Origin of the sequence: Solibacillus isronensis (assembly GCF_023715405.1) — a bacterium.
GTDB lineage: Bacteria > Bacillota > Bacilli > Bacillales_A > Planococcaceae > Solibacillus > Solibacillus isronensis_B.
The window spans coordinates 1,288,085-1,301,168 of sequence record NZ_JAMBOC010000001.1 but is presented as its reverse complement, the minus strand read 5'-3'; the positions used below and the strand labels follow the sequence as shown (position 1 = coordinate 1,301,168).

Sequence of the window (13,084 nt, the reverse complement as noted above, 5' to 3'; positions counted from 1 at the left end):
TTAAGCACCTCTTTTTCGTTTGCAAAATCTTGCTGTCGGTAATTCTTTTGTCAGCAGTAAAGTAATAATTGAAGCAACCCACAAACCAATGTTAAATGTAACGACATTAAATGGAGCTGTTGCAACAGAAGGTGCGGCAATAATTGCGCTTAATGTCAGCAATGGGAATAATAAAATTTGCGCCTTTATTAGCAGCGGTTGCAATTTCGGGATCAAAAAGAGTAACCCGATGATCATCTCCAAAATACCTATCCAAATAATGGCCGTTGATGCTTGACCTAACGTTAGCGGTGACAGTTTCATCAGCATATCAATTTCAAGCGGATGCTTCATCCATACTTTCGGAATGAGACCTTGGTAGAGCCATGTAAAACTGAACAGGAAGCACAGTAAATAATAGCTGAAAAATCGCCGGTATTGGGTTGCCGGTTTTTCTCCGATTTCAATCCACCTAGCCAGTACATTAAAACTAAGTGCAGTTGCCCAACCGATAACAGGGCGGAACAGTAGATCAAATAATTGCCCGAATCGACCGAACCGGCCGTCATAGTCGTACTGGGTCAGAAAGGTTACGCGGTCGCCATTCGGGATATATTGCCAATAGCCGCGTCCTTCCTTAATAGGGGAAATCAGTTGCGGTGTCCCGAAATGGAGAGATGAGGTTCTAACACCACTTGCTTTTTCATGTGTACCTTTACTTTCACCCCAACCTGCAACTGACAGGCCCGGCATTATTTTAGTTGTATATGTAAAAGTTTGAGGCGCGTCCACATGCTGTTTTTCATTGTAGATGATGGATGTAAAACGTAAATCCCATTGTTCATGCAGGTCGGGCTGTTGTGTATAATGCCATACTTCTTCAATCGAGCTGTCTATTACGGTTTCCACATAAATCGGCTTTTTCTTCAAGACATTCAGCTCCTCTATCAAAATGTATTTACTTATTCATCATACCTTAATATCTTTACTGTGATTAGTCAGAATTTAAAGGGAATGAATTTACCGGAAAAAATGTTAATCTATTACTTTATCAAGTATTATAAGAGTGGATAGATCAAGTAACCGATTTTAAGGGAGGAAGCAATGGACTTTATTTTGGATTATAAGTGGTTTTTCCTCATTACTGCAGAAGTTGTATTCTGGGTATGTGCGATTGCCTTTTTGCTCTTGCGCTACTGGTTTCAGCTAAAAAAGCTGAGTTTATTCGTTTTTATTATTTTTATCGTAAATGATTTATGGATTGCGCTTTTGGCTTATTTTGATTATCAGCGAACAGGTGAATTTTCGATTTATCAAATTATTATTGTCATCATTATTGTGTATGCGATGACATTCGGGAAATCCGACTTTAAAAAGCTCGATGCCTTTATAAAAAGGTGGGTTGCTAAAAAACGAGGGGAGCCGATCAATGAATCACTCCAACCTGTTAAATTGTATGGTAAGGCTTATGCGATACAAGAATGGAAGCAATTTGCGGGGCATTTCGTAGTTTTTGTCCTTGTTCATATAGGATTTGCTATTGCGGTCGGCTTTTCAGACAGTTTGCAGCAAACGCCCCTGAATGAATTATTCGGAATGTGGTTTGATGACGAGAACGGTAATTTCCCTTTTAACAATGAAGGGATCAATAAATTCAGTCAAGTATGGCTGCTTATTCTTACCATTGATTTTGTAATTACATTATCGTATACATTATTTCCGAAAAAAAAATCATAAAAGTGATATTTTAAATCCGGCGAACCAAACATTTTAAATTTAACAAATAGCCACTTGTATAAAACGAGGGTCAATCAAGGAATGGGGACTTAACTTGAGAAAACTATTATCATTAATGTTTGTTTCAGCAATAATATTAGCAGCTTGTAGTTCATCAGAATTGAGTATTACGGAAGTGCAAAAAATTCCTACAAAAGTGCAAGAGATTATTGATACCGATTACACATTGCAGCTGATTAATGACAGTAAAAGCGATGAGAAGTATATTATTTATCAATCTGCAGGAACAGTAACAGCTGAAATTGAAGAGAGGGGTAACATATTAGATATAAAGTTGGAGACTGAAAACGAAGAACATAGTGAGTTAAAACAATACGTCTATAAAATTACTCGTGGTGATGCACAGTATGATTCAATTAATGTAAAAATAAACGGTCAAGATACACCTATAGGTAATTCCACAGGTTTTTAAAGAGTCGGCTAGGTTAGATGGAGGAAATTTTGAAGAAATTATTAATAGTGTTTGTTATACTAATTTCATTTTTTATTGTAAAGGGATTTAATAGTAATTCCCCTAATCAAATCAAAGCGGATTACTTCGATATCGGTTATGGGCAGAGCTTGTATGAGGGTCTAAACAAAGTAGATAAAGAAACGGTCCAGTCACTTGTGAAGGCTTACAATCAAATTGAAGATAGTGGACAGACAAACGTGGAAATTGATTATGATAAGGCGTTAACGATCCATTTTATTTATAATGACCAAATATCAGGGACTTTAGTGATCGATGATATGGGGATTTTCCATCTGGGAGATCGTTCTGGAAATTATCAAATCGATGCAAATAATGATATTTATGAAAATGCATTAGACATTTATAATGAAGTGAAGAAACAATATTAAATTTTCGTTATAGAGACTTTATAAATTAAAACTATTACTATGCAATAAAAATCCCTTTTGATTTATTCAAAAGGGATTTTCTAAACACTTTTTATGGGAGAAGATATATTGGCTATATTATCGCTTAAAAATTTCAGTCAATGCTCTGCCATCTGTATTTCTAAAGTCCAAATCTAAAATATGCGCAATTGTCGGACCGATATCAACGACACAAGCTTCGCCAATGTGAGAACCGGCTATAACACCGTTGCCGGAAATAATAAGGTTGCTCGTATAATCGGGTTTGTTTGGTGAGTAGCCGTGTGTCGCATACTTTTTGCCGAGTGCATGTAAGTCGATGATAGCTTCCTGTAAATGGTCATCTTCAAAGGCATACCCTTCTTTTGCTTCAATCATATATCGGAATGTACTGGCTATATGAAATTCCTGCAATTCCTGAGTACCTAAAATGGCTTCGATACCGAAAGATTCTTTCCGTGCAGCATCCTGTAAAATGGTAAGGGCTATTTGTTCTGCTTCCGTATCGTCTTGCTGTACATGTAAATAAGCGGCTCCACCTGCACCTTGAACATATGCGCGCCAATGCCATTTTCCGTTTTTCTCATAAATAAGACCTTCTTCGTATAAAATCCGATTCAAATACACTTTGTACTGAACATCGAGCTGACTATGGTCTCCGACGATTATAAAAGTCGTTTCTTCATAAATATCTGCATCTTTTGTCGCCTGGACAAGCTCTCCTATCCGGCGATCCATCCGTTCAATGACTTCTTCAATATGAGGTCCAATTGTTCCATGTAAATGCTTCGTATCATCGAGATCAATTAAATGCATTAAAAGTAAATTCGGCTTTTTCTTTTTAATCGTATCTACTGCACATAGGGTTGTGAAATCATCCAAATAAGGCTGCTGAATCCCTTGCCGAACTTTTCCGTACTTCATTTCCATTTGCAATGTAAACAATTTACTGCCGCTTTTCAGTATTTTTAATGCCTGATTTTCATTTTTTATCGCTTTTATTTCAGGGATATTAAAGTTAATATCAGCTTTTCCTGATACTGGCCACAAAAGCCCGGCTGTCGTTAGTCCTTTTTCTCGAGCTGCTTCATATACAGTTGGAGCTTGGATATCACTGCGGAACCAGTGCCAGTTTTGCTCGTTTTCAGGGACGAAAGGCTGAAACGGATTATTATGGAAAACCCCGTGCCGGTCTGGATAGACACCAGTCACATAGGAACTGTGTATGACATACGTGAGGGTTGGGTACACACTTTTCAGTAAATTTGTAGAGGCCCCTCGTTCAATCAGTTTGGCTAAATTCGGTTTAGACGCTGCACTTTCCCAATTATCCTTAGAAAAGGCGTCATACGAAACAACAATCACATAATTACTTTTATTCTGCATCTGATCACCTTACTAATTTAGTTTGTTCATGCGCATCTTTTGGCAGCATTAAAAAGACTATGAGCCCAATTATGAATAGAGGGATAATCGATAAAATGCTATATCGGGCATCACCAGTCATCGTTGTTGTCAGTGCCATTAGAAAAGGTCCGATAATTGCAGCAAATTTACCGAAAATATTATAGAAACCGAAAAATTCGTTGGAACGCTCTTTCGGAATAATTTTACCATAATAGGAACGGCTTAATGCCTGAATACCGCCTTGAGCAGATCCAATCATAATCCCTAAAATAAAGATATGCCACATTTCCGAAATGAAAAATGCTGCGATACAGGCGATGACATAAGTCGTTATCCCGACAATAATTAATGCCCGTGTCGAATATTTTTTAGCAAGCGACCCATAAAGCAGCGCAAACGGGAACGCTACAATTTGAATGACGAGTAAAATGGCCAAAAGCATAAAGGTATTTAATCCATCGGAACCTAAAACACTTGTCGCGTACGGAACAACCATTTTTATAATTGTATCGACACCATCGATATAGCAGAAATAAGCGATTAAAAACATGAATACTATTTTATAGTCTTTAATATTTAAAAAGGTTTGACCTAGACGTTTGAAACTATTGCCGATCGGATTTGGTTCGGGTTCTATATAGTGGCGCTGTTTGACGTCTTTAATCATCGGAATCGTCAGTAATCCCCACCATAGCGCGGTAATACAAAATCCGATTTGATATCCGATCGCTGCATCCATCCCCATGATTAAGATGACGACTAAACTAATCCCAAATGGAATGACACTTGAAATATAGCCGAAAGCAAAGCCGGATGACGATACTTTATCCATTTTCTCATCTGTCGTCACATCGACCAAGAAAGAATCATAGAAAATATTGGCGCCGGCAAAGCCGATACATGAAAGAATGTACATGACGATTAAAAGCTGCCATTGCCCGCTATCCGGTGAAATAAATGTAAAGGAAAGAGTAGAAATAATGCCGACTAACGCAAAAAATGTGAAGAAACGTTTCTTCTTGTCCTTATAATCAGCAAAGGCTCCTAAAATAGGACTAAGAACGGCGACAAATATACTTGCGAGTGAATTGAAATAGCCTAAATCCATGTTGTTCACACCTTGAAACATCCCAAAGACAATGGGGAAAAGGGCGGTCGTGATCGCAATGGAATAAGCAGAATTCCCGCAATCGTATAAAATCCAGGACTTTTCTTCTTTTGTCAGCTTCACTTACATAAAACCTCCCAACCTACTATTTTCAGTCATTATACCATTATCTTGAAATTAATAAGTGGAACCAAACAGAAATTTCATATTAAAGAAATATTCTTTACGCAAACTCTGTATAATGGAAGTTATCTCTAAAAATTTACAGGAGGCGGGCTATGGCAAGAATTATTAACTATTTTCATCCACTTGTATGGATCATATTAAGTGGGACGATTTTTGTACGGACTGCGAGCTTTATGGCAATCCCGTTTTTAGCTTTATATTTACATAATGAACTTCAAGCCTCGCCTTTATTAATCGGGGTTACTATTGGGATTGCCCCTCTGTTTTCAACATTCGGCGGATTAATCGGCGGCTATTTAACCGATCGATTCGGACGAAAAGTGGTTATTGTTATTACGGTCTTTATATGGAGCCTTACATTCGTTGGGTTTGCACTAGCTCCTTCAGCTGGTTACTTTGTCGTGTTGAATGCGGTGAATGGGTTATGCCGCTCATTTTTTGAACCGGGTACTCAAGCTTTGATGATTGATTTTACGGAAGATCCGAAAAAAAGACGGTTATTTTCTGTACGCTACACGGCCATTAATATTGCGGCCGTTATGGGTCCATTGCTTGGTGTATGGGTCGCAAGCTTATCAAGCCCGGCGACACCTTTTATGATTACCGGAATAATGTATGCTTTGTATGGCATATTTTTACTCGTCGTGTTAAATCGATATGAAATGAAACAAAAAAGACTTGGTTCAAAACAACAAATCCGATCGGTACTACAAGCAGTTTTCCATGACCAGAAACTGTTATTGTTTATCGCGGGAGGCATTTTGATTACGGTCGGTTATTCCCAGTTCGACTCGACACTGCCGCAATTCATTAATATGAATGTGGAGGATGGGGTGAAGCTCTTTTCCTATGTGATTGTCGCAAACTCCATTACAGTGCTGGCATTTCAGCTGCCATTAACAGTATTAAGCGAAAAAATTTCAATTTACAGTTCGCTGAAAATTGGCGTCGTCATTTTTGCTGTCGGATTATTTCTGTTTGGTGTTTCCGATAGTTCTTGGATGTTCATTGCGAGTATGATTGTGTTTTCAGTTGGAGAGATTTTCTGTTTTCCGATGATGAACGCGGTTATTGAGGAAATTGCACCTGAGGATCAGAAGGGAACATATCTTGGTGCGTCACAGTTTAAGAATATAGGAGGATTTATCGGACCAATTATCGGTGGCTGGCTGTTAACGGTTTATATAGATTATATGTTTGCGATTATTTCATTAATCATGCTTTGCAGTATTTTTATATATAACCGCGCTCAAAGACTGGCTTGAAATGTTGAACAATCGGTAAGTAATAAAACAAATGGGCAGCTCATAAAGTAAATCAGGTTCCTATAATGAAAAAACTTGATTAATAGAACTTCGTTAAGTACAATGAACACTTTGAATACATAAGAAGTTCGCGGTATATTCCGTTAAAAGACTTTACAACAAAGAGGTGACAACATGAAAGGTCGAACACATTTAACAATTGGTTTAGGAATCGGAGCAGTCGCATCTGTCAGTCAAGAACCAGAAATGATCCCGGTCGTTTTAGCTGTATCCGCTGTGGCTTCGCTTGCTCCGGATCTGGACGGAAACAACTTGTTGAATAAACATGTAACGAAGACGGCGAAAAAAATAAAAAAGGGCGGACAAATGGTCGGTGGAATCATAATGCTTCTGTCCTTGGCAGCCTACTTAAATCTTTTGCCTTTTCTGGATGGTGAATGGTTTACCCAACAAAATAAACTGCTGTTTTTAGCACTGGGTGCAATTATTATCGCATTGTCCATGAGAAGTCAGGAAACGCTGAAAAATATTTTAATGACCATTTTAAGTTTATTCCTTCTGTATTATGCAATTACCGATGAGCTGTGGTGGCTCGTACTGTTTGCTGTATACATAGGGGCAGCTGGATGGTTTCCGCATCGAGGGTTTACCCATACAATTTGTGCAGTGGTCTTTTGGGCATATATGTCCCATCTGCTGGAAGTGAGTACAGGCGCGGAAAATTTAGCAATCATCTCAACGATGGCGTATTTATCTCATATTTTAGGTGATATGATGACGGTAAAAGGGGTTAAATTTCTCGCTCCGATTACGAATAAAGTATTTAAAATACGAATATAGATTTTAGGGGAGGTCTTTCATCAGTTTCAATGAACTGTCGGGAGATCTTTTCTTTATTTAGTTAATTATTATTCAACTGCATAAGCTATAATAAATTAAATGTTTACAATAATTTCTGCCCAATACGGATGTTAGAGGAAGGTGAATTATGATTGAAATGCATCGGAGAAATTCATTATTGCTTCTATTAATAAGTATTTTTTATTTTACACATATAATAATTAATATTTTTATTGAAGGAATAGAGAGTATATTTCCTCCAGCAATGTTTTTTGGAGTATTTGGGCTTATCATGATATTGCTGATTCAAAAGAAAGTGAATGCCAGATTTACAATGTATGTAATGATCGGCAGTATGTATATTTATTTTTATTACTTGCTTAATGAATCTCCGTATTTAGTAAATTATTTCTTCATGTGGCTCGCACTTCCGCTAAGTGCCATTTATCAACAGATAAAAGCCGTATTGATGGCAGGGGTCGCTTCGATTATTCTTACATTCTATTCATTTTTTTACCTTCACGATGATATTTTTCCGAATGTCATTCAGGAAGACTTTATTTATTTAGTACTGTTTGGAATATTTATAACCATTTTCCTCATTGTTTTCATTCTTAAAGTGAGGGAGGCCAACGACAAGTTACAAGATTTAGCCTACCACGACCCTTTAACCGGAGCAGCAAACCGTTCAATGCTTAAGGAAAAGTTTGATTTGATGAAGCATGAAAATGTCGACTCACTTGCAGTATTGTTCCTTGATATGAACGGCTTTAAAAAAATAAATGATACATATGGACATGAAGTTGGGGATCAATTACTGCAGATTATTGTTTTGAGGATAGATGGCGTATTAAGAGAGACGGACTTACTTTGCCGATTGGGTGGAGATGAATTTGTCATTTTAACGGCTAATATTAATCAATCGATCGTAAAAAAGATTACCGATAGAATAAAATCTGCACTTGAGAAACCAATGATTTTAGATCAATATATAATTCATGTTTCGGCAAGTATTGGATCATACTTTACAATAGAAGTTTTAGATGCAAATTTAGATGAGATGATTAAAGAAGCCGATCGAGCGATGTATAAAGAGAAAGAATTAAGAGGTTTGCCAGACGATACGATTAACTAATTCAAAATCAAAAGCCGTTCAAATTTGAACGGCCTTTTTTGTGTCTGCTTCGTTGCCGTTGTTCTTCATTACGGCGGACGTTTTCCCAAGGGGCAAGAGGACAATTCGCCATTTTTACTCCGAACAAATAATTTCATTTAGCAGATGTTTATTTCCTCGTTATAAAACTAAATTAATTTGAGTATTTTTCGACTTCTGTCTCTAAAATAGAAAGCAAATCGATCTCATCTAAAGCTTCTAGCATATTCATCCCTTTATTTCGCCAATATAATCCGCAATGGCCCAAATTATTTAAACAAATTCCCTTACGTATATAACATATGGACAGATTAATAAAAAGCTTTTCTATTTTACATAGTTCGATAGAATTTTCTAATTGTTTTAAAGCCATATTATAATCTTGTTTTTTTAGATATAACAAGGAAAGATTAATTAAAAAATTTATTTTTATACGGTTTATATTCTGGAAATTTTTATACTTTTCAATATGCCGAAAAGCAAATTTTTTCATTTCGACAGCGGTTTCAATTGGAAAAATATAAAGTATAGAATTTAGTAAAAAGATATCGGACAAGTACAAGTCGTCTCTGCGAGATAATTCTATCCAAATGGGCTCGGCAAGTAATTTTGCATGATGAATGTCGTTAGTATTGGCTAATATTGCTAAACTTTTTATAATGATAAATATTTTATTAATTAATTTATCCTCAGGAAATTCCTTTAAGAATGAAATACAACTCCTCTGTAATTGCAATAAATTTTCCGAATTATTATATGTTTGATTATAAAAATTGTTAATGATTTCATCCCTTAAAGGCATGGTATAACCATTATCAATATATCTAAATTCTTCATATGAAGTTTCTATTCGTACTAGAAATTCACTTAAGGTTGAATGTTTAATATCTTTATTTTCACCTAGTTCAAATTTGGAGAAATTACCTTGTGTACAAATATTGTTGGAAACATATTTCTGTGAAAACCCTTTGCCAACTCTAATTTTTTTTAATGTTTTCCCGTAATTGTTCATAATACCCTCCAAATATTCATTTACTAATATTATAAGTTGGCAGAGAGTAATTTATGTAAAATAAGTAAAAAAAGGGGGGTGGGAAAATGATTGAATTAATTATTATCGCTCTGGATTTATGGATAGTAGGAATTGGTGGGGGTTAAAAAGATATTTTCACAGTAACATTTGGTGTAATAAAATGATGGCACCAGTCGTAATAAGATTCCAACTCCTACGCCTGGTGCTCCTCTTTTATTAATGCATTGTATATTTGGAAGTAATTTTAATATCCCTATAATTTTATATTCTGGTTGTATTATTCTTTAGAAATTCCCCTTTATATAATAAGGGATAAGCATTCTATTCGGTCTTTTTAATTTAAAAACGAACAGAGGTTCATGTTTTATAACTAAAAAGATAAGGGGTATGACGAATGAAGATTTTAAATCCTGATGTCGTGAATAGTAATGTATTTAAAAGGTTTTTAGAAATTGAAGAATATAACAAACTGTATAATGCATACTTACAGGAGCCGACAAGTACTAATGCGGATTCTCTAAATGAACGATTTAAATATTTTGAAAAACTGATTATACGTATCGCCTATATAAAAAAAGCAATTATATATGAATCCAAAAAATTTGATTCAAAGGTAAGAGAGTACAATAAAAAATACGAATTAAATTTGGATGCACCTATAAATGAAAGCCTGGCAATGGTAGACACAGTTCAAGATGAAAATTCTTATATACAATTCGAAAGTATTTTTGAGAATGACTTAGAGAGCTTGTTGAGTGATGAAATGTTAATAACTTTGTTAAAACGTTTAAATACTAAGCAAAAACAAGTTTTGTATTACCGGTATGTAAACGAGTTAACTGAGAAGGAAATTGCGAAGATTTACAACGTCTCCCAACAAGCGATTTCTAAGATGATTCATAAATCAATAAATATATTAAGAGAAGGGAGGGAGGGGAATGATTGAGGGCCAGCTGTTTCAAATATTGGGGAATTTCGGGTTTCCAATTACTATTGCGGTTTATTTATTAATGCGATTCGAAGGAAAAATTGATTCATTACGAAATTCAATTGACTTATTATCGAACGACCTCACTAAGACAAACCATGAAAGGAGTAAAAAATAGAGGGGAGGTTAACTATGGTCGAGCAATTTGATCCAAATGAAATTATTCAATTATTAAAAAGAATTGAACCTGTCATTTCTTATTCTTCACTGCAAACGAGAATGGAAAATCGGGATGACCTTAAGCAGCACCTTTATGAAGTTACCATTAAAACTTTAAAAAATACGGTTTTTGTACAACCAAAAGGATTGTTTAAATGAATAGAATAGCTGGCGAGGCATTTTGATATCTAAGGAGTTAGTTTCATCTTTGGATTATTAAAATGCCTTTTTAATTTATATGGACTTGGATGTTGTAAAGAAACTCAGGTATTACAAGAATGTAAAAATGCATGATACATAATAAATAAGGTATGTTACCGGATAAACTCTATTATTTGATAGTACTTTAACTTTTATATTTTTCTGTCGGTAATAATAGGGAGAAAAATGTCTTAATTGTTTAGACAATTTTTACTGTCTCGTGATATATGTAAAATTATTTCACCACGTTAAACAGTAAAGGAAATTACATGAAATATCTAGAGCACAAATATGGAAGCGTAACCATTCTATTAAAAGAACTTGATTTTGGCTGAATATATTATTTCTTATATTGCAAAATTCGAAAAATTCGTAACGGAGACATCAACTATTTTAATCAGAGTAAAACAATATCGTAATATAATTTTGTTATATTCTAGACAGGCAGTAGATGGTGCTGCCAAAAAAATTGAGGAATCATTTTACTCGGTTCAATCAGAGGTGAAACGATCAATACCGGGATCAATGAAAAATCCATCCTATCAGTAAAAATACGAATTAGGAGCGATCAAGTAATGAATAAAAAACAAATGGACTCTAAAACAGCAAATAAAAATTTTTCTAAGAAAGTAGCGCCACTCGTGATGTCAACATCATTTATAGCCGCATCATTTTTAGCTGCTGGTGCACCTATTTCTGCAGCGGAATTGGATGCAAAGGATGTAAATCCGGAAATTACTGAACACGCAAAAAATCATGGACAGAAAGTGTCTGAATTTGCAAAGAGCCTGCCAGGTTCTCCTGAAAAAGGGAAGCTTATCAGCCAAGTTGCCCAGCAGAAAACTGAAACTACGGATGAATTAGAAGATAATGATAATATAGATGATACAACGAATGATGTTGTTGAAGATGGTGTAGCAGAAGAGCCGGAGACACCGGCGACTGAAGATGATGTAACAGTAGATGCACCAGTAACTGACGATGATCAAGCACAAGATGTAACAGAAGAACCGACAGCACCAGTAACTGATGATCAAGCGGGAGAAGGTGAAACTGAAGAAAAAGAAACACCGGCAACTGAAGATGGTCAAACAGAAGAAGTTGTAACTGATGAGACAGAAACACCGGTATCTGAAGAAGAGCAAGCAGACGAGGATGTAACAGAAGAATCGGCAGTACCAGTGTCTGAAGAGGATCCAACAGAGGAGGTTGAAACTGAAGAAACAGAAACACCGGTATCAGAAGATGATCAAACGGACGATGTAACAGAGGAACCGACAGGACCAGTGTCTGAAGAGGAACCAGCAGAAGAAGATGTAACTGACGAGACAGAAACACCGGTATTAGAAGATGATCAAACGGACGATGTAACAGAGGAACCGACAGCACCAGTGTCTGAAGAGGAACCAGCAGAAGAAGATGTAACTGATGAGACAGAAACACCGGTATCTGAAGAGGAACCAGTAGAAGAAAATGTAATCGAAGAACCGACAGCACCAGTAACTGATGATGATCAAGTAGAAGAAGGTACACCAGATGATGATTTTACTACATGGGTAGAAGAATCTTATCAATTTATCGATAACAGCTACCAAAGCTTAATTAACTACTACCAAACTCATATTGAACAATATTTAAGTGATGCCGATTCTGAACAAACTAATGAACAAACTGAAAATATTCCACTAATTGATGAAGCAACTGATGTTTCATCTGATGTTGAAGAAACAGTACCAACAACTGTAGAGGAAGATACAGCTCAAGATATCGCGGCTGAAAATACAGCTCTACCAACTGAAACTGAAGAAAATCTGGAAACTCCAGTAGTTGAAGAAACTGAGGAGCTACCTTCAACTGTTGAAACTCCAGAGCAGGTAACTGAAGTGGAGAATATTGTTTCAGAACCGGTACAAGCACCCGTACAAACTGATACGGAAGAAATTAGTGTAGATCCAGAACCAGAACAAGATCAAAGTGAAAAAATCGTATTAAAAGATAAAGTGGTTGGTTACTACAAAGATCTTGTTGCATCATTCTCTAGCTTTTTAAGCTTCCTAAAATAAGAGGGGCAAATTGAAAATAATTAAATAGCAATAAGTAAAAGCTT

General features: G+C 35.9%; 15 protein-coding genes. 11 read left to right on the top strand and 4 right to left on the bottom strand.

Going from position 1 to position 13,084, the window contains the following annotated elements:
- Complete coding sequence (locus M3166_RS06685; protein ID WP_251688554.1) at positions 1-909, bottom strand: DoxX-like family protein; 909 nt, start codon at positions 907-909, stop codon at positions 1-3.
- 174 nt (positions 910-1,083) lie between these two features.
- Between M3166_RS06685 and M3166_RS06680 the strand changes: the two genes are divergently transcribed.
- The 3 genes from M3166_RS06680 (at position 1,084) to M3166_RS06670 (ending at position 2,619) form a co-directional block, all read left to right on the top strand.
- A complete protein-coding gene (locus tag M3166_RS06680) occupies positions 1,084-1,716 on the top strand; it encodes a hypothetical protein (RefSeq protein WP_251688552.1) in 633 nt (210 codons plus the stop codon).
- Positions 1,717-1,810: 94 nt separating this feature from the next.
- Positions 1,811-2,188, top strand: a complete 378-nt coding sequence (locus M3166_RS06675) for a peptidylprolyl isomerase (RefSeq protein WP_251688550.1) — start codon at positions 1,811-1,813, stop codon at positions 2,186-2,188.
- 29 nt (positions 2,189-2,217) lie between these two features.
- Positions 2,218-2,619, top strand: a complete 402-nt coding sequence (locus M3166_RS06670) for a hypothetical protein (RefSeq protein WP_251688548.1) — start codon at positions 2,218-2,220, stop codon at positions 2,617-2,619.
- Positions 2,620-2,736: 117 nt separating this feature from the next.
- On the opposite strand, the gene M3166_RS06665 is transcribed toward M3166_RS06670, so the two are convergent.
- Both M3166_RS06665 and M3166_RS06660 read right to left on the bottom strand, forming a co-directional pair.
- Positions 2,737-4,023, bottom strand: a complete 1,287-nt coding sequence (locus tag M3166_RS06665; protein ID WP_251688546.1) for an alkaline phosphatase family protein — start codon at positions 4,021-4,023, stop codon at positions 2,737-2,739.
- Positions 4,024-4,027: 4 nt separating this feature from the next.
- Positions 4,028-5,275, bottom strand: coding sequence for an MFS transporter (locus tag M3166_RS06660; RefSeq protein ID WP_251688544.1), 1,248 nt, complete (start codon positions 5,273-5,275; stop codon positions 4,028-4,030).
- 155 nt (positions 5,276-5,430) lie between these two features.
- On the opposite strand from M3166_RS06660, the gene M3166_RS06655 reads away from it, so the two are divergent.
- From M3166_RS06655 to M3166_RS06645, 3 genes are all read left to right on the top strand, one after another.
- Complete coding sequence (locus M3166_RS06655) at positions 5,431-6,603, top strand: MDR family MFS transporter (RefSeq protein WP_251688542.1); 1,173 nt, start codon at positions 5,431-5,433, stop codon at positions 6,601-6,603.
- A gap of 174 nt (positions 6,604-6,777) precedes the next feature.
- On the top strand, positions 6,778-7,443 hold the full coding sequence (locus M3166_RS06650) for a metal-dependent hydrolase (protein ID WP_251688528.1): 666 nt from the start codon (positions 6,778-6,780) through the stop codon (positions 7,441-7,443).
- A gap of 292 nt (positions 7,444-7,735) precedes the next feature.
- Entirely contained in the window at positions 7,736-8,578 is an 843-nt protein-coding gene (locus M3166_RS06645; protein ID WP_251688527.1) for a GGDEF domain-containing protein, read from the top strand.
- Positions 8,579-8,750: 172 nt separating this feature from the next.
- On the opposite strand, the gene M3166_RS06640 is transcribed toward M3166_RS06645, so the two are convergent.
- Positions 8,751-9,608 (bottom strand): XRE family transcriptional regulator, encoded by an 858-nt coding sequence (locus M3166_RS06640; RefSeq protein ID WP_251688524.1) that lies wholly within the window; start codon positions 9,606-9,608, stop codon positions 8,751-8,753.
- A gap of 415 nt (positions 9,609-10,023) precedes the next feature.
- Between M3166_RS06640 and M3166_RS06635 the strand changes: the two genes are divergently transcribed.
- The 5 genes from M3166_RS06635 (at position 10,024) to M3166_RS06615 (ending at position 13,040) form a co-directional block, all read left to right on the top strand.
- Positions 10,024-10,575 (top strand): sigma factor-like helix-turn-helix DNA-binding protein, encoded by a 552-nt coding sequence (locus M3166_RS06635; RefSeq protein WP_251688522.1) that lies wholly within the window; start codon positions 10,024-10,026, stop codon positions 10,573-10,575.
- Entirely contained in the window at positions 10,568-10,735 is a 168-nt protein-coding gene (locus M3166_RS06630) for a YvrJ family protein (RefSeq protein WP_251688520.1), read from the top strand. The genes M3166_RS06635 and M3166_RS06630 overlap by 8 nt, the downstream gene beginning before the upstream one ends.
- 14 nt (positions 10,736-10,749) lie before the next feature.
- Positions 10,750-10,935 carry a hypothetical protein gene (locus tag M3166_RS06625; RefSeq protein ID WP_251688517.1) on the top strand — a complete coding sequence of 62 codons (186 nt, stop codon included), beginning with the start codon at positions 10,750-10,752 and terminating at the stop codon, positions 10,933-10,935.
- A gap of 369 nt (positions 10,936-11,304) precedes the next feature.
- Positions 11,305-11,526, top strand: a complete 222-nt coding sequence (locus M3166_RS06620; RefSeq protein ID WP_251688515.1) for a hypothetical protein — start codon at positions 11,305-11,307, stop codon at positions 11,524-11,526.
- 26 nt (positions 11,527-11,552) lie between these two features.
- Positions 11,553-13,040 carry a hypothetical protein gene (locus tag M3166_RS06615; protein WP_251688513.1) on the top strand — a complete coding sequence of 496 codons (1,488 nt, stop codon included), beginning with the start codon at positions 11,553-11,555 and terminating at the stop codon, positions 13,038-13,040.
- Positions 13,041-13,084: the final 44 nt, after the last annotated feature.

Coding starts and splice junctions, on each gene's coding strand:
- M3166_RS06645 (WP_251688527.1), top strand. CDS start 7,736: ATGATATTGCTGATTCAAAAGAAAGTGAATGCCAGATTTACAATGTAT.
- M3166_RS06655 (WP_251688542.1), top strand. CDS start 5,431: ATGGCAAGAATTATTAACTATTTTCATCCACTTGTATGGATCATATTA.
- M3166_RS06650 (WP_251688528.1), top strand. CDS start 6,778: ATGAAAGGTCGAACACATTTAACAATTGGTTTAGGAATCGGAGCAGTC.
- M3166_RS06680 (WP_251688552.1), top strand. CDS start 1,084: ATGGACTTTATTTTGGATTATAAGTGGTTTTTCCTCATTACTGCAGAA.
- M3166_RS06635 (WP_251688522.1), top strand. CDS start 10,024: ATGAAGATTTTAAATCCTGATGTCGTGAATAGTAATGTATTTAAAAGG.
- M3166_RS06615 (WP_251688513.1), top strand. CDS start 11,553: ATGAATAAAAAACAAATGGACTCTAAAACAGCAAATAAAAATTTTTCT.
- M3166_RS06665 (WP_251688546.1), bottom strand. CDS start 4,023: ATGCAGAATAAAAGTAATTATGTGATTGTTGTTTCGTATGACGCCTTT.
- M3166_RS06630 (WP_251688520.1), top strand. CDS start 10,568: ATGATTGAGGGCCAGCTGTTTCAAATATTGGGGAATTTCGGGTTTCCA.
- M3166_RS06640 (WP_251688524.1), bottom strand. CDS start 9,608: ATGAACAATTACGGGAAAACATTAAAAAAAATTAGAGTTGGCAAAGGG.
- M3166_RS06625 (WP_251688517.1), top strand. CDS start 10,750: ATGGTCGAGCAATTTGATCCAAATGAAATTATTCAATTATTAAAAAGA.